This is a genomic window from Streptomyces fulvorobeus, from assembly GCF_013167895.1.
Classification (GTDB): domain Bacteria; phylum Actinomycetota; class Actinomycetes; order Streptomycetales; family Streptomycetaceae; genus Streptomyces; species Streptomyces fulvorobeus.
In genome coordinates this window covers 2529747-2552517 of sequence record NZ_BLWC01000001.1, presented here as the reverse complement: position 1 = coordinate 2552517, position 22771 = coordinate 2529747, and the positions used below count along the sequence as shown (strand labels likewise).

The window sequence follows — 22771 nt, the reverse complement described above, 5'->3', positions numbered from 1 at the left end:
TGCCCGGTACCCGGAAGGGGCCGGCGCCTCCCCGTCCGGGCTCTGTGATGCCCATCGCTTACGTCCTGAATACGGCTGGTCGAGTCCGACTTCCGTACCAAATGCCGCACCCTTGACGCATTGCCGGTGGGCGGAGTGTCGGAGTGTCGGAGAGAGGCTTCAAGGATGAGTGCTGCACCGGGGTCCGCGCAGGGCTTCGACGGGGTGAGGGGGCGTGGATACCGTCCGGAGCAGGTGGACCGGACCGTGGCCGCCCTGTCCGCGGAGCGCGACGCCGCCTTCGAGCGGTTCTCCCGGCTGACGGATCTCGCCGGGGAACTGGCGGCCGAGTCGGCGCGGCTCGCCGAGGCCGTCGCCTCGCTCGCTCCTCAGACGTACGCCTCGCTCGGGGAGCGGGCCCAGCAGATCCTGGCGCTCGCGGAGAGCGAGGCGGAGGCCGCCCGGGGTGCCGCCCAGGAGGACGGGCAGGCGCTTCGGGACGCGGCGGACGCGGCGGGCCGGGCCGCGCGCGAGGCGGCCCGGGAGCAGGCCGAGAAGGTGCGCGCGGCTGCCGAGGCACACGCTCTCGCGGTGCTGACCGAGGCCCGGCGCTCCGCCGACGAGACCCTGGCCGCCGCGCGCAAGGAGGCCGCCCAGGTGCGCGGGGCCGCGGACGACGCGATGGCGGAGACCCGGCGGCGTACGGCGGGCGTGCTGTCCCACCAGGAGCAGGAGCACTCCGAGCGGTCGAAGGCGGCGGCGGTGGAGCTGGCGGAACGGGAGGCGGTGGCTCTCGCGCGCGAGACGGAGCTGGCCGAGCGGGCGGAGGCCGTCCTGGCGGAGGCGAAACGCGCGCTCGCTGAGGCCGAGGAGGCCGCCCGGCACGGCCAGGAGGACGCCGAGGCGCGGGCGGCCGAGCTGATCGCGGAAGCCCGGGTGCGCGAGGAGCGGGTGGTGCGGGAGACGGAACGGATTCTGCGGGAGCACGAGGAGGGCCGCGAGGAGGCGCAGGCGCACATGACGCACGTACGCAACTCGCTCGCGGCGCTCACCGGGCGTGGAGGGCCGGGGGCGCGGGAGGAGTAGGACGCAGCCCCGTCCGGGGAGCCGGGTCCCGGGGCGGGGCGGCCGGGTCCGGACTACCCGCGCGCTGTCGGCGTGGCGTTGCCGGTGTCCTCGTCCAGGACCGGGAAGCGGCGCGGGGTGACGAAGACGAGGACCAGCAGGGCGAGTGCGGCGGCCCCCGCGGCGCCGAGGTAGACGTGGTCGACCGCCGCGTCGACGGCCCGCCGCAGGTAGTCCGTCGCCTCGGCGGAGAGCGAGCCCGGATCGCCGAGCGCGTGGGATATCGCGTCCAGGTCGCGGGGGAGCCCGGTGACCGGGGCGTCGGCCAGCCGGGAGGCGAGCACCCCGTTGGCGACGGCCCCGAAGAGCGCGGCGCCGAGACTCTGGCCGACCTGGCGGCAGAACAGTACGGAGGCCGTCGTCGTACCGCGCTCGGACCAGCCGACCGTGGACTGGACGCCGACGATCAGCGGGAGCTGGAACAGCCCGAGCGCCGCGCCGAGCAGCAGCATGATCAGGGCGGGCTGCCAGGCCGAGCCGGGATACGGCAGCAGCGGGAAGGCGAGCAGGATCAGCAGGGTGGCGCTCATGCCGATGACGGCGGTGAGCCGGAAGCCGATGCGGTTGTAGACCCGGTTGGAGAAGGCCGCCGAGACCGGCCAGCTCAGTGTCATGACGGAGAGCACGAAACCGGCGGCGATCGGGCCGAGGCCCAGGACCGACTGGGCGTACGTCGGAAGGAACACGGTGGGGGCCACCATGAGCAGCCCCATCGCGCCGAGGGCCAGGTTGACGGAGGCGATGGTGCGCCGCTTCCAGACCCAGCCCGGGATGATCGGGTCGGCGGCGCGCCGCTCGATGACGACGGTGAGCGCGGCGAGTGCGGCGCTCGCGCCCAGCAGCCCGAGCGAGGGTGCCGAGAGCCACGGCCAGGCGACGCCGCCCTGGACGAGCGCGGTGAGCAGGAGGACGCCGGTCGCGAAGACGGCGAGGGCGCCCGCCCAGTCGATACGCAGGGGGGCACCGGTGCGGGGGCGGGCCGGTTCGTGGAAGTGCCGGACGACCAGCCAGAGCGCGACGGCGCCGACCGGCAGGTTGATCAGGAAGATCCAGCGCCAGTCCGCGTACGTCGCGAGCAGCCCGCCGGCAGCCGGCCCCGCGACCGCCGACGTGGCCCACACGGTCGACAGCTTCGCCTGGATCCTGGGGCGTTCCCTGAGCGGGTAGAGGTCGGCCGCGACGGTCTGCACCGTGCCCTGGAGCGCGCCGCCGCCGAGGCCCTGGATGACGCGGAAGGCGATCAGGGCCGCCATGTTCCAGGCCAGGGCGCAGAGCACCGAGCCGACGAGGAAGAGGACGATGCCGGCGACCAGGACCGGTTTGCGGCCGAAGGTGTCGGAGAGCTTCCCGTAGACGGGGAGGGTGACGGTCACGGCCAGGAGATAGCCGGAGAACAGCCAGGAGAACACGGCGAATCCGCCGAGGTCGCCGACGATCTGGGGGACGGCGGTGGAGACGATCGTGCCGTCGATGGCGGCGAGTGCCATGCCGAGCATGAGGGCGGCGACGACGGGGCGGCGGCCCCGGGGTGTGGTGGGGCGGGGCCTTCGGCGGGTGGTGACGGGAGCGCCGGCGCCGTGCCCTGGGTGCCCCTGCCTCCCGTACCTTCCCTGCCTTCCCTGCCTCTCAGGTCTTTCGCGCCGTCCGCGCCCACGTCTCCGTCCCCCGTGCCGGTCACCGATTTTCCTTTCCCCATGCATGTATTTCCCGGAACACTGTCTCACCCGCCCGCCCGCGACGGGAGGGGAGGAGCGGGCCGGTTCGCCGGAATCCCGGTCCGCCCCCTACCCGGGGCTCCTCCCGGAGGCGGAAACCCCTAGGGGTAGCTCCGCAGTTGGGCCCAGGGGTCGTTCCTCCCGCCGGAGGACGTGGCGGTGAGGGCCGCTTCTTTACCGTGGTCATACACCGCGGGGGGCGGGCAGGCCGCAGAGGGCGGGGTGGGGAAAACCCCACCCGAAGACTGCGCCGGGCACCAGCGCGCGGGACCCCCTCCTCCCGAAAGACTCAAGACGTACACAGAGACGTCCAGTCATCCACCGACTTAGGAGAAATACCGTGACAACGGCTGTGACCAAACCCAGGCACGGGGGCACTGGAGGGCGTACGGCCGTCGCTGCGCGAGCGCGCCAGGTCGTCAAGGCGTACGGGGCGGGGGAGACCCGGGTCGTCGCACTCGACCATGTCGACGTCGACATCGCTCGCGGGCAGTTCACGGCGATCATGGGGCCTTCCGGTTCGGGGAAGTCGACCCTCATGCACTGCCTCGCCGGCCTCGACACGGTGACCTCCGGCGAGATCCACCTCGACGAGACCGAGATCACCAAGCTCAAGGACAAGAAGCTCACCCAGCTCCGCAGGGACCGGATCGGCTTCATCTTCCAGGCGTTCAACCTGCTCCCGACGCTCAACGCGCTGGAGAACATCACGCTGCCGATGGACATCGCGGGCCGCAGGCCCGAGGCCGCCTGGCTGCGCCAGGTCGTGGAGACCGTCGGCCTCTCCGACCGGCTGAAGCACCGGCCGACCGAGCTCTCCGGCGGCCAGCAGCAGCGCGTCGCGGTGGCCCGCGCCCTCGCCTCGCAGCCGGACATCATCTTCGGAGACGAGCCCACCGGCAACCTGGACTCACGGGCCGGCGCCGAGGTGCTGTCCTTCCTGCGCAGGTCCGTCGACGACCTCGGCCAGACCATCGTCATGGTCACCCACGACCCGGTGGCGGCCTCCTACGCGGACCGGGTGCTGTATCTCGCGGACGGTTCCATCGTCGACGAGATGCTGAACCCGACCGCCGACCAGGTCCTCGACCGCATGAAGCACTTCGACGCACGGGGGCGTACCTCGTGACCGTCCTCAAGACCTCGGCGCGCAACTTCCTCGCGCACAAGGGACGCATGGCGCTCTCCGCCGTCGCGGTCCTCCTCTCGGTGGCGTTCGTGTGCGGCACGCTCGTCTTCACCGACACCATGAACACCACGTTCGACAAGCTCTTCGCGGCTTCGGCGGCCGACGTCACCGTCAGCCCCAAGGCGGCCGGTGACGCCGACGACCTGCCGGAGAACGGCAGGCCCGAAGCGCTGCCCGCCTCCGTACTCGACCGGATCGAGAAGGCCGACGGGGTGGAGCACGCCGAAGGCGGTGTCTCCAGCTTGTCCGTCACGGTCGTCGACGGCGACAACAAGAACATGGGCTCCGAGACGGGTGCCCCCACCATCGCCGCCAACTGGACGCGCAACGACCTGCGTTCCATGGAGATCGCCTCCGGCCACGCCCCGCGCGGCCCCACCGAGGTGATGGTCGACGCCGACACCGCGGAGAAGCACGGCCTGGAGATCGGTGACGAGCTGCGCACCGTCGCGGTCACCGGTGACATCACGGCGAGGATCAGCGGCATCGCCGCCTTCACCGTGAGCAACCCGGGCGCGGCCGTCGTCTTCTTCGACACGGCCACCGCCCAGCGGAAGCTGCTGGGCGCTGCCGACGTCTTCACCCACGTCTCCGTCGCCGCCGAACCAGGCGTGGCCGACACCCGGCTGAAGAACGACGTCGCCGCCGCACTGGGCGACCCGGGGGCCTACAAGCTCCAGACCCAGGACGAGGCCGCGGCGGCCAACAAGGACTCCATGGGCTCCTTCCTCGACGTGATGAAGTACGCGATGCTCGGCTTCGCCGGAATCGCCTTCCTCGTCGGCATCTTCCTCATCGTCAACACCTTCTCGATGCTGGTGGCCCAGCGCACCCGCGAGATCGGCCTGATGCGGGCCATCGGCTCCAGCCGCAAGCAGGTCAACCGGTCGGTGCTGGTCGAAGCGGTGCTCCTGGGGATCGTCGGCTCGATCCTCGGGGTCGGTGCGGGCATCGGGCTCGCCGTCGGCCTGATGAAGCTCATGGGCGCCGTCGGTATGGAGCTGTCCACCAAGGACCTCACCATCGCCTGGACGACCCCGGCCCTCGGGCTCGTGCTCGGCGTCTTCGTCACCGTCCTCGCCGCCTACGTGCCCGCCCGCCGGGCCGGCAAGGTCTCCCCGATGGCGGCCCTGCGCGACGCCGGAACCCCGGCGGACTCCAGGTCCGGCCGCGTCCGGGCCGGCATCGGCCTGGTGCTCACCCTCGGCGGCGGCGCGGCCCTGTGGGCGACCACGCGGGCCGCGAAGGCGAGCGAGGGTTCGCTCTTCCTCGGCCTGGGCGTCGTCCTGACCCTCATCGGCTTCGTCGTGATCGGCCCGCTGCTCGCCGGGTTCGTGGTGCGGGCGCTCAGCGTGGTCGTGCTGCGGATGTTCGGCCCGGTCGGGCGGCTCGCGGAGCGCAACGCGCTGCGCAACCCGCGGCGTACGGGAGCGACCGGCGCGGCCCTGATGATCGGCCTGGCCCTGGTGGCCTGTCTCTCGGTCGTCGGTTCCTCGATGGTGGCCTCCGCGACCGAGGAGCTCGACAGGTCGGTCGGCGCCGACTTCATCGTCCAGTCGGCCACCGGCCAGCTGATCGTCCCGCAGGCCGCGCAGGCCATGGAGAGCGCGCCCGGGATGGAGCACATCACCCAGTACAAGGTCCTCAGCGCGAAGCTGACCGCCCCCGGCGGCACGACGGAGGACGAGGAGGTCGTCGCCGCCGACCCGACGTACCGGGACGACCTGCGGCGCACCACCGTCGCCGGCGATCTGGCCGCCGCGTACGGCGAGGACTCCATGTCGGTCGGAGACGACTTCGCGACCCGGCACAGGATCAAGGTCGGGGACGAGATGACGGTCGCGTTCAAGGCCGGTGAGACGGCGAAGCTGAAGGTCGCCGCGATCACCTCGGACGAGACCAACGTCGACAAGGGTGCGATGTACATCCACACCGGGACCGCCGAGAAGTACGTCCCCGCCGACAGGATGCCGAAGAACATGCTCATGTTCGCCACGGCGCGGGACGGCGAGGAGAAGGAGGCGTACGCGGCCCTCAAGAGCTCGCTCGCCGAGTACCCGCAGTACAAGGTGCAGAACCAGGCGGACTTCAAGCAGGACCTCAAGGACCAGATCGGCCAGCTGCTCAACATCGTGTACGGCCTGCTGGCCCTGGCGATCATCGTCGCGGTGCTCGGGGTGGTGAACACCCTCGCCCTGTCGGTGGTCGAGCGGACCCGCGAGATCGGTCTCATGCGGGCCATCGGCCTCTCACGCCGCCAGCTGCGCCGGATGATCCGGCTGGAGTCCGTGGTCATCGCGCTCTTCGGAGCCCTGCTCGGCCTCGGCCTGGGCATGGGGTGGGGCACCTCGGCCCAGAAGCTGCTGGCCCTGGAAGGTCTCGGTGTCCTGGAGATCCCGTGGCCGACGATCCTCTCGGTCTTCGTCGCCTCGGCCTTCGTCGGACTGTTCGCCGCACTGGTCCCCGCTTTCCGGGCGGGCCGGATGAACGTCCTGAACGCGATCGCCACCGACGGGTGACGGTGGCCGCAGCAGGGTGACGCGGCCGGCCCCGGGACGTCCCTCCGGACGTCCCGGGGCCGGCCGCTTCGCGGGCTCGCCACCCGGCCGTTCCGGGACCGGCGTCCGGCTGACCGGTGGCCGGTTCCGGCCCCGGCGCGAGGCGGCTGCGGGAGCGGCTGTCGCAGGGGAGTCGTAGTCTGGAACCCCGGCCCGTCCCACGTGCCGGGCCCTTCGCGCTGCCCCCGGCCGGGGACGGCGCGTCGCCCCTGGCAGCAGCCGGCTGCCAGTACACCCCCGTACCCCGGACGGAAGCCCTTCATGAGCCTGCACGGTCTGCTGGATGTCGTCGTACGTGACCCGGCGCTCTCCGAAGCGGTGAAGGCCGCAGCCGACGGCCACCGCATGCACGTCGACCTGGTGGGCCCCTCGGCCGCCCGCCCCTTCGCCGTGGCCGCGCTGGCCCGCGAGACCGGCCGGACCGTCCTGGCCGTGACCGCGACCGGCCGGGAGGCGGAGGACCTGGCGGCTGCGCTGCGGACGCTGCTGCCGCCGGACACCGTCGCGGAGTTCCCGTCCTGGGAGACGCTGCCCCACGAACGGCTCTCGCCGCGCTCGGACACCGTGGGCCGCCGCCTCGCCGTGCTGCGCAGGCTGGCGCACCCCCGGCAGGACGACCCGGAGACCGGGCCGGTCAGCGTGATCGTCGCCCCCGTGCGCTCGGTGCTCCAGCCGCAGGTCAAGGGGCTCGGCGATCTGGAGCCCGTGGCGCTGCGCAGCGGGCGGAGCGCCGATCTGGGTGAGGTCGTCGAGGCGCTCGCGGCCGCCGCGTACTCCCGGGTGGAACTGGTCGAGAAGCGGGGCGAGTTCGCCGTACGCGGGGGAATCCTGGACGTCTTCCCGCCGACCGAGGAACACCCCCTGCGGGTGGAGTTCTGGGGCGACGACGTCGAGGAGATCCGGTACTTCAAGGTCGCGGACCAGCGGTCGCTCGAGGTCGCGGCGCACGGTCTGTGGGCGCCGCCCTGCCGGGAGCTGCTGCTGACGGACGAGGTACGCGGGCGGGCCGCCGCCCTGGCCGAGGCGCATCCCGAGCTGGGTGAGCTGCTGAACAAGATCGCCGAGGGGATCGCCGTCGAGGGCATGGAGTCCCTCGCCCCGGTGCTGGTGGACGACATGGAGCTGTTGATCGACGTCCTGCCGAAGGGCTCGATGGCGGTCGTCTGCGACCCGGAGCGGGTGCGCAGGCGGGCGACCGACCTGGTCGCCACGAGCCAGGAGTTCCTCCAGGCGTCCTGGGCGGCCACGGCGGGGGGCGGCGAGGCCCCGATCGACGTCGGCGCCGCCTCGCTCCGTGGCATCGCGGACGTCCGCGACCGGGCCCGCGAGCTGGACATGATGTGGTGGTCCGTCTCCCCGTTCGCCGCCGACGACGAGCTGGACGAGGACACCCTCAAACTCCGTATGCGCGCCCCGGAGTCCTACCGCGGCGACACCGCCCGCGCGCTCGCCGACACCAAGGGCTGGCTCGCGGAGGGCTGGCGCACGGTGTACGTCACCGAGGGCCAGGGGCCGGCCGCCCGTACCGTCGAGGTCCTGGGCGGCGAGGGCATCCCGGCCCGCCTCGACCAGCACCTGGCCGAGCTCACGCCCTCCGTCGTCCACGTCTCCTGCGGGGCCGTCGACCAGGGCTTCGTCGATCCGGCACTCAAGCTCGCCGTGCTGACCGAGACCGACCTGACCGGCCAGCGCACGGCCACCAAGGACCTCGGCCGGATGCCGGCCCGCCGCCGCAAGACGATCGACCCGCTGACGCTGGAGGCGGGCGACTACATCGTCCACGAGCAGCACGGTGTGGGCCGCTACGTCGAGATGGTGCAGCGCACGGTGCAGAACGCCACCCGTGAGTACCTCCTCGTCGAGTACGCCCCCGCCAAGCGCGGCCAGCCCGGCGACCGGCTCTACATCCCCACCGACCAGCTGGAGCAGGTCACCAAGTACGTCGGCGGCGAGGCCCCGACCCTGCACCGGCTCGGCGGCGCCGACTGGACCAAGACCAAGCAGCGCGCCAAGAAGGCGGTCAAGGAGATCGCCGCCGACCTGATCAAGCTGTACTCCGCGCGGATGGCGGCCCCCGGGCACGCCTTCTCCCCGGACACCCCGTGGCAGCGCGAACTGGAGGACGCCTTCCCGTACGCGGAGACGCCCGACCAGCTCTCCACGATCGCCGAGGTCAAGGAGGACATGGAGAAGACGGTCCCCATGGACCGGCTGGTCTGCGGCGACGTCGGCTACGGCAAGACGGAGATCGCCGTGCGCGCGGCGTTCAAGGCGGTCCAGGACGGCAAGCAGGTCGCCGTACTCGTACCGACGACGCTCCTCGTCCAGCAGCACTTCGGTACGTTCACCGAGCGGTACGCCCAGTTCCCCGTCAACGTGCGGGCGCTGAGCCGTTTCCAGTCCGAGACGGAGTCGAAGTCCACGCTCGAAGGGCTCAGGGACGGCTCGGTCGACCTCGTCATCGGCACGCACCGCCTCTTCTCCGCCGAGACGAGGTTCAAGGACCTCGGCCTGGTCATCGTGGACGAGGAGCAGCGCTTCGGCGTCGAGCACAAGGAGCAGCTGAAGAAGCTCCGCGCCAACGTCGACGTCCTGACCATGTCGGCCACCCCCATCCCCCGTACGCTGGAGATGGCCGTCACCGGTATCCGCGAGATGTCGACGATCACGACGCCGCCGGAGGAGCGCCACCCCGTGCTCACCTTCGTCGGGCCGTACGACGAGAAGCAGATCGGCGCCGCCGTCCGCCGTGAACTGCTGCGTGAGGGCCAGGTCTTCTACATCCACAACCGGGTCGAGTCCATCGACCGTGCGGCCGCCCGGCTCCGTGAGATCGTGCCGGAGGCCCGTATCGCCACGGCGCACGGGCAGATGGGCGAGAGCGCCCTGGAACAGGTCGTCGTGGACTTCTGGGAGAAGAAGTTCGACGTGCTGGTCTCGACGACGATCGTCGAGTCCGGCATCGACATCTCCAACGCCAACACGCTGATCGTGGAGCGCGGCGACAACTTCGGCCTCTCCCAGCTCCACCAGCTGCGCGGACGCGTCGGCCGTGGCCGGGACCGGGGCTACTCCTACTTCCTGTACCCGCCGGAGAAGCCGCTCACCGAGACCGCCCACGAGCGTCTGGCGACCATCGCCCAGCACACGGAGATGGGCGCGGGCATGTACGTGGCGATGAAGGACCTGGAGATCCGGGGCGCCGGGAACCTGCTCGGCGGCGAGCAGTCCGGCCACATCGCGGGCGTCGGCTTCGACCTCTACATCCGGATGGTCGGTGAGGCGGTGGCCGACTACCGGGCGGCGGTCGACGGAAGCACCGGGGAGGAACCCCCGCTGGAGGTCAAGATCGAGCTCCCGGTCGACGCCCATGTGCCGCACGACTACGCACCCGGTGAGCGGCTGCGCCTCCAGGCGTACCGCTCGATCGCCTCCGCCAACACGGAGGACGACATCAGGGCGGTGCGCGAGGAGCTCACCGACCGCTACGGCAAGCTCCCCGAACCGGTCGAGAACCTCCTCCTGGTCGCCGGTCTGCGGATGCTGGCGCGCGCCTGCGGGGTCGGCGAGATCGTCCTCCAGGGCGCGAACATCCGCTTCGCCCCGGTGGAGCTCCGCGAGTCCCAGGAGCTGCGTCTGAAGCGGCTCCACCCCAAGACGGTCATCAAGCCGACCGCCCACCAGCTCCTGGTCCCCCGCCCCATGGCGGGCAGGATCGGCGGCAAGCCGGTGGTCGGCCGCGAACTGCTGGCGTGGACCGGGGAGTTCCTCACGACGATCCTGGGCTCCTAGAGCCCGGAGCGATGGCGGTCGGCCCCGCCGGAGTCCTGGCGGGGCCGATCCGTGGGTGAGTTCAGGGAGGAGCTGGTTTCGTGAAGACGGCCCACACGGTCTTGCCGACGACGTCATGGTCGACACCGAAGCCGGAGGCCAGGGCCCGGACGAGATATAAGCCGCGCCCTGCGCAACTCTCTTCTTCCGGGCACTGCACGACGGGCAGACCGCTGCCGCTGTCGCGCACTTCCAGGCGCACGAGCTGATCCGTCGTGCGAAGGCTTACGGCGAAATCTCTGCCCGGTGGCACGCCGTGGAGCAGGGCGTTGGTCGCCAACTCCGATACGCAGAGCTGTATGTCGTCGATGAGGTAAGAGAACTGCCACTCGGTGAGGACGCCGACGACGAAATCGCGTGAGGCGCCGACAGAGGTGCGCCGTCGGGGGAAGCGCCGTTGCTGCGACAGAGACACGGTGATGCACCGCCTTGCTCGTGGGCCGTAACGCGCACAACGTACTGCTTTTCACGAAAAGCGGCAAGGTGCTCCTGGGGGTGCCGAACGGCGTCGCCTACCGTGTGCATCGGCAGGGCGCACGAACTTCGGCTTTGAAACGGAGAAGGTCATGGGTGAAGGCGAGAGGATCAGCACCTCTGCCCGGTATCTGGCACCATCCGCCCAGGGCGATCCCTGGGGAGCGGAGGCGGTGGCCGAAGGGCGGCAGGGTACACAGAGGATCGTGTGCGCCGGGGAGGTGATCGCGCCGGACCGCGTGGCCGATCTGCTCGGAGTGGAGCGCGGCCGGCATGTCGTCGAGCGTCGGCGGATCATGTATCTCGATGGTGATCCCTGCGAGTTGACGGACACCTACTACCCACTTGAGATCGCCCGGGGCACCGGCCTGGCAGGGACGGACAAGATCCGTGGAGGAGCGGTCCGGTTGCTCGCCGATCTCGGGTATGCCGGGGTCAGGGCGCAGGAGGACGTCGTCGCCCGTATGCCGTCCGAAGGCGAGCGGCTGTCCTTGTCGCTGGAGGCCGGCGAGCCGGTGCTCGAACTGACGCGGCTGACGCTGAGCGGAGACGATCGCCCCATTCAGATGGACGTGATGGTCATGTCGCCACGAGGCCAGAAGCTGCGGTACGAGATCAGGATCGGATGACTGTGCCCGGACCCGAGGCGGATGACGTCGACCGCCGTTCACTGCACGAGCGGATCGCTGCCGATCTGCGCGACGAGATCATGTCCGGCGACCTGGCTCCGGGAGCGAGCCTGCCGTCCACCGTGCACCTCAAGGAGCGTTTCAGCGCATCGAACGCGACGGTGCAGAAGGCGGTGCAGCTTCTCAAGGACGAACGGCTCGTGAGAGGCCGGGCGGGTGCCGCGGTGACGGTACGAGATCACCGCCAGCGAACCGTACGTCCGGCCTCATTGATGGCACCGGCAGGCCCGGGGGAGCCGTACCGCTGGCTGACCCAAGAGGCCATGAACGGCTCCCGCGCGCACAGCGTGTTGCTTGAGGTGGCCGAGAGCGAGCCGCCGGCTGATGTTGCCGATGCGCTCCGGCTGGAGAAGCACGGCATCGCACTGCTGCGCCGTCAACTCCTCATGGTCGATGACGAACCGGTTGAACTCGTCGCCTCGTACTACCCGATCGAGATCGTCCGGGACACAGCGATGACGAAGCGCCGGAAGGTGCCCGGGGGTACGCCGACTCTGCTTACGGAGCTGGGGTACCCGCCACGGCTCAGCGTGGACCGGGTATCCGCGCGGGTGCCCACACAGGACCAGTATCAGGCGTTGCGGCTGCCCGGTGGTCTGCCGGTTCTCCGGACCCTGCGGGTCGTGTACAGCGACGAAGAGCGACCCATCGAAGTAACTGTCATGGTGAAGGCGGGGCATCTGTACGAGCTGCAATACGAGTTCGTGGCTGATTGAGGGTGCGGCGGTTTGTGATCCGGGGGCCCATCCGGGCGGGTCGCCCGTCTTGAACCGTCCATGGCGGGGAAGACGTCCGTACGATTCCCGGGTACGGCTTTCTCCCCGTCAGGATGGCTCCGAGTGATATCTCCCCGCGTGTACCGAGTGGCCCTTCCCGCCCTGAGCGCGGCCGTCGTGCTCTCCCTGGCCGGCTGCGAACCCCAGACGACGGGGGCGCGGGCGGCGGGGGCCGCCAGGGTGAGGGCGCCGGAGCGAGTCCTCTGGCCAACCGGGACGGTACGAAGCCGGGGCTCGCCCCCCTCACGTCCGAGGACGACAGGGCCGCCGCCCGCAAGCTCATCGCGGGCGTGGCCACCAAGGGGCGCGGGCCGCGCACCGGGTACGAGCGGGAGGAGTTCGGTTACGCCTGGATGGACACTGCGGACGGGGTCCCCCTCGCGCGCAACGGCTGCGACACCCGCAACGACCTCCTCCACCGCGACGGCCAGGGGCTCCGCTACCGCGGCGGTTCGGACTGTGTCGTCGTCGCGATGAAGCTGTACGACCCGTACACCGGGCAGACGCTCGACTTCCGCAAGGAACGGGCGTCCGAGGTCCAGATCGACCATGTGGTGCCGCTGTCCTACAGCTGGCAGATGGGCGCCGCGCGCTGGCCGGAGAGCAAGCGCGAGCGGCTCGCCAACGACGTACTCAACCTGCTGCCGGTGGAGGGCCGCGCCAACTCCTCCAAGGGCGACTCGGGCCCGGCCTCCTGGCTCCCGCCGAACAAGCGGGTGCGCTGTGCGTACGCGGTGCGCTTCGCGCAGGTGGCGCGGAAGTACGAGCTGCCGGTGACCGCCCCGGACAAGGCCATGATGCTGCGGCAGTGCGAGGGCTGACGGCGGGTCGCCGAGGGCACGGGCGCCCCGAAGTGACGTGACCCACGAAGGTTGTGGGCAACCCGGGACCGGGTGTCCGTGTCGGTGTATACGCTCACTGCACACGTCCGCCATACGCCTTCCAGGAGCGTCACATGCACGGCCACGGCTATCCGCCGCCGGAGCAGTCCCCGAAGCGCCGCCCGTCCCCGGGAGCGCTGACGGCGCTGCGCGTGCTCTTCGTCGCGCTGACCGTGCTGAGCTGCGGACTTCTCGGCTGGGCCGCCATGCTGCGGCTTGCCCTCGTGACCCGCAGAAGGCGTGACTGGGGCCTGCTCGCCCTGGTGGCCGTGCTCAACACGGGGCTTTTCGCGTTCATCATGGCGATGCCGGAGGACCCGGGCATGACGACCGACGCGGAGGCGTTCGTCGGGGTGTCCTGGATCGGCGGCGTCATGGTGGGCGTGATCGCCTACTACCTCTACGCGGAGATCCACCACTACGGCCCCTCGGGACCGTACGGAACCCCCCGACCGCCGCGGACCCCGCTTCCGGCCGGGCAGCCTCCGGCCGTGCCCGCCCGGGCCCCCGGTTACGGCTATCCGGCAGCGGCGCCCCCGCGCACCCCCGCGCCCCCGGTCACCACCCCGCCGCCCGCCGCCTCCCAGCGGCTCGACCAGGTGCGCGCCGAGCTCGACGAGCTGAGCGACTACCTCCGCAAGGCGGGCGAAGGACGGTGACCGGACGCGTCATCGCCGGGCGGTACGAGCTGGCGTCCATCCTCGGCCAGGGCGGTATGGGCCAGGTGTGGACGGCGTACGACCAGCGGCTCGACCGCCGGGTCGCCGTGAAGCTCCTGCGCCCGGACCGGGTGGCCGGACCCGTCGGCAACGACGCCGTGGGGGAGCTGCGCCGCCGCTTCGTCCGCGAGTGCCGGGTCACCGCCCAGGTCGACCACCCCGGCCTGGTCACCGTCCACGACGCGGGCGACGACGAGGACCACCTCTTCCTGGTCATGCAGTACGTCGAGGGCGCCGACCTCGCCGACCACCTCGCCGAACACGCCCCCTACCCGTGGCCCTGGGCCGTCGCGGTCGCCGCACAGCTCTGCGCCGTGCTGTCCGCCGTGCACGCGGTGCCGATCGTCCACCGCGACCTGAAACCCCGCAACGTGATGGTCCGGCCGGACGGCACCGTCACCGTCCTGGACCTGGGTGTCGCCTCCGTGCTGGACACCGACACCACCCGGCTCACGCACACCGGCTCACCGATCGGTTCCCCGGCCTACATGGCCCCCGAACAGGCGATGGGCGGGGCCGTCGGCCCGTACACCGACCTCTACGCCCTCGGTGTCCTCCTGCACGAACTCCTCAGCGGAGACGTCCCGTTCGCGGGCTCCACGGCGCTCGGCGTCCTGCACCGCCACCTCTACGAGCCCCCGCTGCCGGTCCGCCACCTCAGACCGGAGGTCCCGGCACAGCTGGAAGCTCTCGTCCTGCGGCTGCTCGCGAAGGATCCGCAGGCCAGGCCGGCCTCCGCCCAGGAGGTGTACGAGACGCTCGCGCCCCTGCTGCCCGCCCGCGGTGCCCCGGCGGGACCGCTGGACCCGACGCGGCCCTTCCTGCGCCCCCACGCCCCGTGGCCGGACCGGACCGCCGCCCCGGCCCCCGTGCCCGTACCGCGGACTCCGGCACCCGGCGCCCACCCGGCCACCTCCGCACCCGCGCGCCCGGACGTCGCACGCGCCGTCGACGAGGTGAAGCAGCTCCTCGCGGAGGGCCGGATCACCCAGGCCGTGGACATCCTGGGGGGCATCCTCCCGGTCGCGGCGGCCGAACACGGGGAGTACTCACCCGTCGTCCGCATCCTGCGCAAGCAGTACGCGGCGACCCTGATGGACGACGGCCAGTACCGGCGCGCCCTGCCCGAGCTGCGCCGCCTCGCCGAGGACCGCGCGGCCGAGGCGGGCCCGGCCGACGCGCAGACCCTCCAGTTCCGTTTCGACGCGGCGCAGTGCCTGGAGCAGCTGGGAGAGCCCGCCGCCGCGCTCGCCGAGTACCGGGCGGTCCTTCCCTCCTACGAGAACACCTACGGGTCGCTCACCGCCGACCGCGGCCGCGCCTTCGACATCAGGCACCGCGTCGGCCACCTGCTGCTCGCGGTGGGTGACCACGCGGCGGGGCGCGGACAGTTGCAGACGCTGATGTACGACGCGGAGCGGGCCTACGGGCCGCACCACCCGCTCCCCATGGAGCTGCGCAGGCAACTCCAGCACCACCAGCACGTCCGAGGCGGCTGACGGGCGGCTGACGGAGCGGGTCCCAGGGGGTCGAACGCGTGCTTCAGGGGCCCTGAGCGCGCCGCATCCCCGACTCCTGCCGAATCGTTGGTCGAATCAGTGGCCCCAACCACATCCACTGCCTAACATCGATCACCGCAAGGCTTTGTGCACTGATGCACAAACTCTCCCCGGGAGGCTCCTTTGCACCGCCGCAGTCGTACCGCGCTCGCCGTATCAGCCGCACTGCTCGTCGGGGTGCCGCTCCTCTCCGCCTGTGGGAGCGAGACCCATCCGGGCGCCGCGGCCCTGGTCGGCGGGGACCGCATCGAGGTGTCCGTGCTCCAGGCGCAGGTGGCGGACGTCCGCAGTGCGCAGGAGAGCGCGCGCGAGTCCGAGCAGCTGGTGAAGAGTTCGGGCCAGCTCAGCCGTGCCAAGCTGCACGGGATCATCTTCGGGCGGGTCCTGGACCGGGCGTCGAAGGACGCCGGAGTCACGGTCAGCCGCAAGGAGGTCCAGGAGATGCGGCTGGCGGCGGCCGCCCAGTCCGGCGGTGACGAGCAGCTGCGGGCGATGATGCTCCAGCAGCGCTGGGTGGCACCGGACCAGATCGAGAACGATCTGCGCCGCGAGGTCCAGCTGCCGAAGCTGGCGCGGGCGCTCGGCACCGACCTGGCGTCCCCCGAGGGGCAGAAGATCGTCGGACAGGCGCTCGCCAAGGCGTCGAAGGCGCTCGACATCGACGTCAATCCGCGCTTCGGCGTCTGGGACGACAAGCAGATCCAGCTCGGCGACTACAAGGCCCCGTGGATCACGCAGGTCACCGAGTTCGAGCAGCCTGCCCCCGAAACTGGCGCCTGACCGGGGCGGGCCCGGGCCGGGGTAGGTTCGGGGGGTGAACGCTGAAGCCCCCGGCGACCCCGGCCGTATCGTCCTGCTCACCGCCAGCCACCGGGTGGCGCCCGGTCTGCTGTCCTGGCCCGCCTGGCAGACCTTGCGCGCGGCGGACCGGGTGCTGTGCGGCGAGCCGCGCCATCCGCAGCTGCCGTATCTGGGCGAGGCGGGCGTGACGGTGGAGCACGGCGTGCCGTCCGCCCAGGAGCTCGTCGACGACTGCGCCGGCGGCCGGACCGTGGTGGTGCTGGTGGGCGGCGAGGGCAACAAGCCGCTGACGGACGGGCTCGCCCGGCTCGGCGGCTCGGGCCGGACGCAGATGCCCGATCTGGAGCTGCTGCCCGGTTCGTACGATCTGCCGGGTGCCCGGCTGCTCGATCTCGTCCAGGTCATGGACCGGATCAGGCTCGCCTGCCCCTGGTCCTCGCAGCAGACGCACCAGGGCCTCGCCAAGTACGCCATCGAGGAGGCGTACGAACTCGTCGAGGCGATCGAGGACGGCGAGAGGGACGAGCTGCGCGAGGAACTGGGTGACGTCCTCCTCCAGGTCGTCTTCCACGCCCGGATCGCCCAGGAGGACCCGGACGAGCCGTTCGACGTCGACGACGTCGCGGCCGGTCTCGTGGAGAAGCTGGTCCACCGCCACCCGCACGTGTTCGGCGACGAGAGCGCCGAGACCCCCGAGGACGTCCACGCCCACTGGCAGCGGACCAAGGCGATCGAGAAGCAGCGCGACTCGGTCACCGAAGGCGTTCCGCTCGGTCAGCCGGGGCTTGCGCTCGCCGCCAAACTGGGCAGCCGGGTCCGCGGCGCCGGGCTCGACGTGGCACTGCCCGCGGGCGACTCCGTGGGGTACGAGCTCCTGGCCCTCGCCCTCCGGGCCGAACGGGACGGTACGGACCCGGAGGCCGCCCTGCGCGCGGCGGCCCGCACCTACCGTGACGCGATCCTGGCGGCGGAGGCCATCACCCGTCAGTAGGGGAGCGTCAGGGCCGGCCGAGGTGAGGGAGCGGCTCCAGCGGACGGCGGCTGAGACGGGACAGCCCAGCGCACTCACCGGTCAAGGCGGGGCCCGGCGACGGGCACGCCGCCCGGCTCGGCCGTCGCGGAGCCGCGGTCGGGGAGCGGGCAGGCGGCGGCTAACGTCGAGGCGTGAACGACAGCCCCGCCGAACGCCCTGCCGACGTCCCCACCGGCTGCCCCATGGGCCGCCCGGCCGAGGACTCCGTACCGGCCGCCGCCCCCGAGCTCTTCACCTGGGAGTTCGCCACCGACCCGTATCCCGCGTACGCCTGGCTGCGCGAGCACAGCCCCGTGCACCGCACCACGCTGCCCAGCGGGGTCGAGGCATGGCTCGTGACCCGGTACGCGGACGCCCGGCAGGCACTCGCCGACACCCGGCTGTCCAAGAACCCGGCGCACCACACCGGCTCCGCGCACGCCAAGGGCAGAACGGGCATCCCGGGCGAGCGTAAGGCGGAGCTGATGACGCATCTGCTGAACATCGACCCGCCGGACCACACCCGGCTGCGCCGGCTCGTCGCGAAGGCGTTCACCCCGCGCAGGGTCGCCGCGTTCGCGCCCCGCGTCCAGGAGCTGACGGACCGGCTCATCGACACCTTCGTGGCGGAGGGCGAGGCCGACCTCATCCACGACTTCGCGTTCCCGCTGCCCATCTACGCCATCTGCGAGCTGCTCGGCGTTCCGGCGGAGGACCAGGACGACTTCCGCGACTGGGCGGGCATGATGATCCGGCACGGCGGCGGCCCGCGCGGCGGAGTGGCCAGGTCGGTGAAGAAGATGCGGAGCTACCTGGCCGAACTGATCCACCGCAAGCGGGAGAACCCGGGTGACGACCTCATCTCGGACCTGATCCGGACGAGCGACCACGGTGAACACCTCACCGAGAACGAGGCCGCGGCGATGGCGTTCATCCTCCTCTTCGCCGGTTTCGAGACGACGGTCAACCTCATCGGGAACGGCACGTACGCCCTGCTGCGCAACCCCGGGGAGCGCGAACGGCTTCAGCGTTCGCTGGCCGCGGGGGAGACCGGCCTCCTCGCCACCGGCCTGGAGGAACTGCTGCGCTACGACGGCCCGGTGGAGCTCGCCACCTGGCGGTACGCGACGGAGCCCGTCACGCTCGGCGGCCAGGAGATCGCCCCCGGGGACCCCGTACTGGTCGTGCTCGCCGCCGCCGACCGGGACCCGGAGCGCTTCCGCGATCCGGACACCCTGGATCTGGCGCGAATCGACAACCAGCACGTGGGGTACGGGCACGGCATCCACTACTGCCTGGGAGCACCGCTCGCCCGCCTGGAAGGACGGACCGCGCTGGCGACCCTGCTGAGGCGCCTTCCTGACCTGCGCCTCGCGGTGGAACCTGATGATCTGCGGTGGCGCGGCGGACTCATCATGCGCGGACTGCGCACCCTTCCGGTGCGGTTCACCCCCCGCCCGCCGGCCGCGCAAGGTGACGTATCGTCACCTTCGTGACTTTCGCGTGATCTCCGCTGCATCGACTTGTGACACACGTTCGAGTCCCGCTAGGTTCCGTTCACCACAGCAGTCACAGTCACTTGTCAGTCACACGGAAGGCAATCCCATGGGCTCCGCGAACGGCAGACACCGCCGGCCTCGCCAGGCACCCGCCATCGTCGTCGCCGCGGGTGTGACGGGATCGGCCATCGCCATCCCGCTCCTCGGGGCGGCCGGCGCACACGCCGCAGACGCCTCGACCTGGGACCGGGTCGCCGAGTGCGAGAGCGGCGGCATGTGGAGCGCGGACCTGGGCAACGGCTACTACGGCGGCCTGCAGTTCTCCCAGGACACCTGGTCGGCGTACGGCGGCTCGGCGTACGCGCCCCGCGCCGACCTCGCCAGCCGCTCGCAGCAGATATCCGTCGCGGAGAAGGTCCTCAAGGACCAGGGGCCGCAGGCGTGGGCGAGCTGTGCGGTGATCTCCGGGCTCGCGCCGGACGGGGCCCTGGAGGGAACCCTGCTGGGCGTCGACCCGGGCGGCCTCCCCACCGCCGGCCCCTCGGACCCGCCGCCCCCGGCCGGGGACGCGGCCGACGCCCCGACGGGCGGCGCGACGGACCGCGCGAAGAGCGGCACGACGGACGGGGCCGCGAAGAAGGGCGGGACCGGCACCTCGGCCGCCTCCGGAGCCGTCGGCGACCCCGCCCCGGCGGCCGAGTCCGACAAGAACGGCATCACGGGTGAGGTGGTCGAGTCCGACAAGGGCTCCGGCGCGACGGTCCTGCCCTCCACCGTGCCGACCACCGAGGCGTCCGAGGCGTCCGAGGCGGACACAGACGGGACCGGCGGCAAGCACCGGGGCACGCCGGCCCCCGAGGTGAGCCAGGACGCGGAGCGGGGCGGGGTGCGCGACTCCGGCCGGCACGCCTCGCGCGGTGACGCCCAGGCACGCGACGCGGGCGTGGCGCTTCCTGACGGGGACTACACCGTCCGGCCCGGCGACAACCTCTGGGCGATCGCTGACGCGCAGAAGGTTCCCGGCGGCTGGCCCGAGCTGTACGAGGCCAACAAGGGCGAGCTCGGCTCGGACCCGGATCTCATCCTGCCCGGACAGAACCTCGATCTGGGGCCGCTGGACGCCCTGGAGGGCTCCGAGAGCAACTGATCCATTACGGGAAAACACCCCGAAACGGGGGGCAGTTCAGGGGCCTATGTCCACTTATACGTAAGTGAGACATGGGTCTCTTTGCTTCAACTGGCGCGCCACGCCGGGACCCTGGACCCGCGCCCCCTCCGACCTGCGGAAACGTTCATTCCGGCGAGGCGACTAAGCACGAATAGCCGCTATGTCCCTCTTTGAAAGTCGGGGTTGTCTGTGTTTACGGTCGTAACCGCTCGCACCGCGGGCCCCGTCGACCGTCACGCCGAATCCTGCCGTCGGTCGAAGGGAACAGACGCGTAAAGCGCCGTAGGCAGGAGCGGGGGACCCAGGTAAGCGCCGGGCCCGATCGTCGCAGGACGACTCAGGACCGGCTTGGGGTGGAGTCGCACGCCAGACGTGCGACCGGGCAACTCACTTGGCCCGAACCCGACAGCTCACCTCGTAGGCGTCGGTGAGGAGAAGCTCCATGCTGTTTTCCAGCCAGGCCAAGCACCGCCGCCCCTCCAAGGCCGTCCGTCTCGCCGCGCTCGCCGGTGTCACCGGCGCCGCAGTCGTCGTCCCGCTGATGGGTGCGACCGGCGCCTCCGCCGCCTCCGTCGCCACGTGGGACGCCGTCGCCCAGTGCGAGTCCGGTGGCAACTGGTCCATCAACACCGGTAACGGCTACTACGGCGGTCTGCAGTTCTCGCAGTCCAGCTGGGCCGCGGCCGGCGGCACGCAGTACGCGTCCCGCGCCGACCTGGCCAGCAAGTCGCAGCAGATCGCCACCGCCGAGAAGCTTCTCGACATGCAGGGCCCGGGTGCCTGGGCGTGTGCCGGCGCCGGCAACCTCACCAACGACGGTGTGGACCCGGGTGTCGACACCGGCTCCGAGCAGGGTGGCGGCGGCGAGCAGCAGGCCCAGCCCGAGCGTGCGGCCGAGCAGCCCGCCACGCGCAGCGAGCAGCGCACCGCCCCGAAGACCGAGGCGCCGAAGGCCGAGGCCCCCAGGACGGTCACCACCCCGACCGGCGAGAAGGTCGAGAAGGGTGACGGCGAGTACAAGGTGAAGACCGGCGACACCCTCAGCAAGATCGCCGCCAAGCAGGAAGTCAAGGGCGGCTGGGAGAAGCTGTTCGACCTGAACGACGACATCGTCAAGGACGCCGACCTGATCTTCCCGGGCCAGCAGCTCCACCTGACGAAGTAGTACCCGGGACTCTCCTCCCCTTCAGGGAGGGTGTCCGGCGGCATCCCTCCCGCTGTTCCCCGGCCCGGCGCGCTCTCCCCCCTGCGCGCCGGGCCGGGGCCGTTTCACCCCGGAGGCACCGCCGAACGTGTCCGGCCGTGGAGGTCCTGACACGTGCAGATCGTTCAAGTGTTTTAGTTACTGGCTAGTAGATTTCCGGAGCTTTGCCCGCTAATGCCTGCCCTTGGGTCCTTTTTCGTCCCAGGGGACGGGCGTCCGGCGGGCTGACGGGGCCCGGCCGGATAGGCTCGTGCCGCAAGGCCACAGTGACCCTGCACAACCAGTGTCAGATCCCAGAAGGAGATGCCTCGTGCCGTCCATCGACGTCGTCGTAGCCAGGGAAATCCTCGACTCCCGGGGCAACCCCACGGTCGAGGTCGAGGTCGGCCTCGACGACGGCAGCACGGGACGTGCTGCTGTTCCGTCCGGCGCCTCCACCGGAGCGTTCGAGGCCGTCGAGCTTCGCGACGGAGACCCCAACCGTTACATGGGCAAGGGCGTGGAGAAGGCCGTCCTCGCCGTCATCGAGCAGATCGGCCCGGAGCTCGTCGGGTACGACGCCACCGAGCAGCGCCTCATCGACCAGGCGATGTTCGACCTGGACGCCACCGAGAACAAGGGCTCGCTCGGCGCCAACGCCATCCTCGGCGTCTCGCTCGCCGTGGCGCACGCCGCGTCCGAGGCGTCCGACCTCCCGCTCTTCCGCTACCTCGGCGGCCCGAACGCGCACCTGCTGCCCGTTCCGATGATGAACATCCTGAACGGCGGCTCGCACGCCGACTCCAACGTGGACATCCAGGAGTTCATGATCGCGCCGATCGGCGCCGAGTCCTTCTCCGAGGCCCTGCGCTGGGGCGCGGAGATCTACCACACCCTGAAGAAGGTCCTCAAGACCAAGGGCCTGTCCACCGGCCTCGGTGACGAGGGCGGCTTCGCCCCGAACCTCGATTCCAACCGCGCCGCGCTCGACCTCATCATGGAGGCCATCAAGGAGGCCGGTTACGTTCCCGGCCGCGACATCGGCCTCGCGCTCGACGTCGCCGCGTCGGAGTTCTACAAGGACGGCGTGTACGAGTTCGAGGGCAAGTCCCGCACGGCCGCCGAGATGACCGAGTACTACGAGGAGCTCGTCTCCGCGTACCCGCTCGTCTCCATCGAGGACCCGCTGTACGAGGACGACTGGGCCGGCTGGAAGGCCATCACGGACAAGATCGGCTCCAAGGTGCAGATCGTCGGTGACGACCTCTTCGTCACCAACCCGGAGCGCCTGGCCCGCGGTATCGAGGAGGGTTCCGCCAACGCCCTGCTCGTGAAGGTCAATCAGATCGGCTCGCTGACCGAGACGCTGGACGCCGTCGAGATGGCCCAGCGCAACGGCTTCAAGTGCATGATGTCGCACCGCTCGGGCGAGACCGAGGACGTCACCATCGCCGACCTCGCCGTCGCCGTGAACTGCGGTCAGATCAAGACCGGCGCCCCGGCCCGCTCGGACCGCGTCGCCAAGTACAACCAGCTGCTGCGCATCGAGGAGATCCTCGACGACGCGGCGGTGTACGCGGGCCGCTCGGCGTTCCCGCGTTTCAAGGGCTGAT

Annotated in this window: 16 protein-coding genes, 1 pseudogene and 1 riboswitch; of the genes and pseudogenes, 15 read left to right on the top strand and 2 right to left on the bottom strand. The window is 71.2% G+C overall.

The window, feature by feature from the left end:
- Positions 1 to 165: 165 nt before the first annotated feature.
- Positions 166 to 1065, top strand: coding sequence for a cellulose-binding protein (locus Sfulv_RS11470; protein ID WP_173313592.1), 900 nt, complete (start codon positions 166 to 168; stop codon positions 1063 to 1065).
- A gap of 53 nt (positions 1066 to 1118) precedes the next feature.
- Here Sfulv_RS11470 and Sfulv_RS11465 read toward each other — a convergent pair.
- Positions 1119 to 2696 (bottom strand): annotated as a pseudogene (locus Sfulv_RS11465) (MFS transporter); the annotation flags it as partial.
- Positions 2697 to 3159: 463 nt separating this feature from the next.
- Between Sfulv_RS11465 and Sfulv_RS11460 the strand changes: the two are divergent.
- The 3 genes from Sfulv_RS11460 to mfd all read left to right on the top strand — a co-directional run bounded on the left by Sfulv_RS11460 (position 3160) and on the right by mfd (position 10358).
- Entirely contained in the window at positions 3160 to 3948 is a 789-nt protein-coding gene (locus tag Sfulv_RS11460; protein WP_173313590.1) for an ABC transporter ATP-binding protein, read from the top strand.
- A complete protein-coding gene (locus Sfulv_RS11455; protein WP_173313589.1) occupies positions 3945 to 6527 on the top strand; it encodes an ABC transporter permease in 2583 nt (860 codons plus the stop codon). The genes Sfulv_RS11460 and Sfulv_RS11455 overlap by 4 nt, the downstream gene beginning before the upstream one ends.
- A gap of 300 nt (positions 6528 to 6827) precedes the next feature.
- Entirely contained in the window at positions 6828 to 10358 is a 3531-nt protein-coding gene (mfd, locus tag Sfulv_RS11450; protein ID WP_173313588.1) for a transcription-repair coupling factor, read from the top strand.
- A gap of 61 nt (positions 10359 to 10419) precedes the next feature.
- Here mfd and Sfulv_RS11445 read toward each other — a convergent pair whose 3' ends face one another.
- Positions 10420 to 10812 (bottom strand): ATP-binding protein, encoded by a 393-nt coding sequence (locus Sfulv_RS11445; RefSeq protein WP_173313587.1) that lies wholly within the window; start codon positions 10810 to 10812, stop codon positions 10420 to 10422.
- A 151-nt stretch (positions 10813 to 10963) separates the two neighbouring features.
- Between Sfulv_RS11445 and Sfulv_RS11440 the strand changes: the two genes are divergently transcribed.
- The 11 genes from Sfulv_RS11440 (at position 10964) to eno (ending at position 22770) form a co-directional block, all read left to right on the top strand.
- Positions 10964 to 11500 carry a UTRA domain-containing protein gene (locus Sfulv_RS11440; protein WP_173313586.1) on the top strand — a complete coding sequence of 179 codons (537 nt, stop codon included), beginning with the start codon at positions 10964 to 10966 and terminating at the stop codon, positions 11498 to 11500.
- Entirely contained in the window at positions 11497 to 12276 is a 780-nt protein-coding gene (locus Sfulv_RS11435) for a GntR family transcriptional regulator (RefSeq protein WP_173313585.1), read from the top strand. Before Sfulv_RS11440 ends, Sfulv_RS11435 begins: the two co-directional genes overlap by 4 nt.
- 113 nt (positions 12277 to 12389) lie before the next feature.
- On the top strand, positions 12390 to 13157 hold the full coding sequence (locus tag Sfulv_RS11430) for an HNH endonuclease family protein (RefSeq protein ID WP_173313584.1): 768 nt from the start codon (positions 12390 to 12392) through the stop codon (positions 13155 to 13157).
- A 134-nt stretch (positions 13158 to 13291) separates the two neighbouring features.
- Positions 13292 to 13876 carry a DMT family transporter gene (locus tag Sfulv_RS11425; protein WP_173313583.1) on the top strand — a complete coding sequence of 195 codons (585 nt, stop codon included), beginning with the start codon at positions 13292 to 13294 and terminating at the stop codon, positions 13874 to 13876.
- The gene (locus Sfulv_RS11420; RefSeq protein WP_173313582.1) at positions 13873 to 15435 is read left to right on the top strand and encodes a serine/threonine-protein kinase; all 1563 of its coding nucleotides are present in this window, start codon (positions 13873 to 13875) and stop codon (positions 15433 to 15435) included. Before Sfulv_RS11425 ends, Sfulv_RS11420 begins: the two co-directional genes overlap by 4 nt.
- 183 nt (positions 15436 to 15618) lie before the next feature.
- The gene (locus Sfulv_RS11415; protein ID WP_173313581.1) at positions 15619 to 16275 is read left to right on the top strand and encodes a SurA N-terminal domain-containing protein; all 657 of its coding nucleotides are present in this window, start codon (positions 15619 to 15621) and stop codon (positions 16273 to 16275) included.
- A gap of 34 nt (positions 16276 to 16309) precedes the next feature.
- A complete protein-coding gene (locus Sfulv_RS11410; protein ID WP_173313580.1) occupies positions 16310 to 17287 on the top strand; it encodes a nucleoside triphosphate pyrophosphohydrolase in 978 nt (325 codons plus the stop codon).
- Between the two features lie 173 nt (positions 17288 to 17460).
- Positions 17461 to 18804 (top strand): cytochrome P450 family protein, encoded by a 1344-nt coding sequence (locus Sfulv_RS11405; protein WP_173313579.1) that lies wholly within the window; start codon positions 17461 to 17463, stop codon positions 18802 to 18804.
- Positions 18805 to 18913: 109 nt separating this feature from the next.
- A complete protein-coding gene (locus Sfulv_RS11400) occupies positions 18914 to 19954 on the top strand; it encodes a LysM peptidoglycan-binding domain-containing protein (RefSeq protein WP_173313578.1) in 1041 nt (346 codons plus the stop codon).
- A gap of 289 nt (positions 19955 to 20243) precedes the next feature.
- Positions 20244 to 20414: riboswitch (cyclic di-AMP (ydaO/yuaA leader) on the top strand.
- A gap of 3 nt (positions 20415 to 20417) precedes the next feature.
- Positions 20418 to 21140: a LysM peptidoglycan-binding domain-containing protein gene (locus Sfulv_RS11395; RefSeq protein WP_173313577.1), complete on the top strand. Its 723-nt coding sequence runs from the start codon at positions 20418 to 20420 to the stop codon at positions 21138 to 21140.
- Between the two features lie 349 nt (positions 21141 to 21489).
- A complete protein-coding gene (eno, locus tag Sfulv_RS11390; RefSeq protein ID WP_173313576.1) occupies positions 21490 to 22770 on the top strand; it encodes a phosphopyruvate hydratase in 1281 nt (426 codons plus the stop codon).
- The last annotated feature ends 1 nt before the right edge of the window (position 22771 follow it).

What these genes read in the sequence shown, in the direction of transcription:
- mfd (WP_173313588.1), top strand. Translation starts at nt 6,828, where the DNA reads ATGAGCCTGCACGGTCTGCTGGATGTCGTCGTACGTGACCCGGCGCTC.
- Sfulv_RS11470 (WP_173313592.1), top strand. Translation starts at nt 166, where the DNA reads ATGAGTGCTGCACCGGGGTCCGCGCAGGGCTTCGACGGGGTGAGGGGG.
- Sfulv_RS11430 (WP_173313584.1), top strand. Translation starts at nt 12,390, where the DNA reads ATGGCTCCGAGTGATATCTCCCCGCGTGTACCGAGTGGCCCTTCCCGC.
- Sfulv_RS11395 (WP_173313577.1), top strand. Translation starts at nt 20,418, where the DNA reads ATGCTGTTTTCCAGCCAGGCCAAGCACCGCCGCCCCTCCAAGGCCGTC.
- Sfulv_RS11400 (WP_173313578.1), top strand. Translation starts at nt 18,914, where the DNA reads ATGGGCTCCGCGAACGGCAGACACCGCCGGCCTCGCCAGGCACCCGCC.
- Sfulv_RS11425 (WP_173313583.1), top strand. Translation starts at nt 13,292, where the DNA reads ATGCACGGCCACGGCTATCCGCCGCCGGAGCAGTCCCCGAAGCGCCGC.
- Sfulv_RS11435 (WP_173313585.1), top strand. Translation starts at nt 11,497, where the DNA reads ATGACTGTGCCCGGACCCGAGGCGGATGACGTCGACCGCCGTTCACTG.
- Sfulv_RS11440 (WP_173313586.1), top strand. Translation starts at nt 10,964, where the DNA reads ATGGGTGAAGGCGAGAGGATCAGCACCTCTGCCCGGTATCTGGCACCA.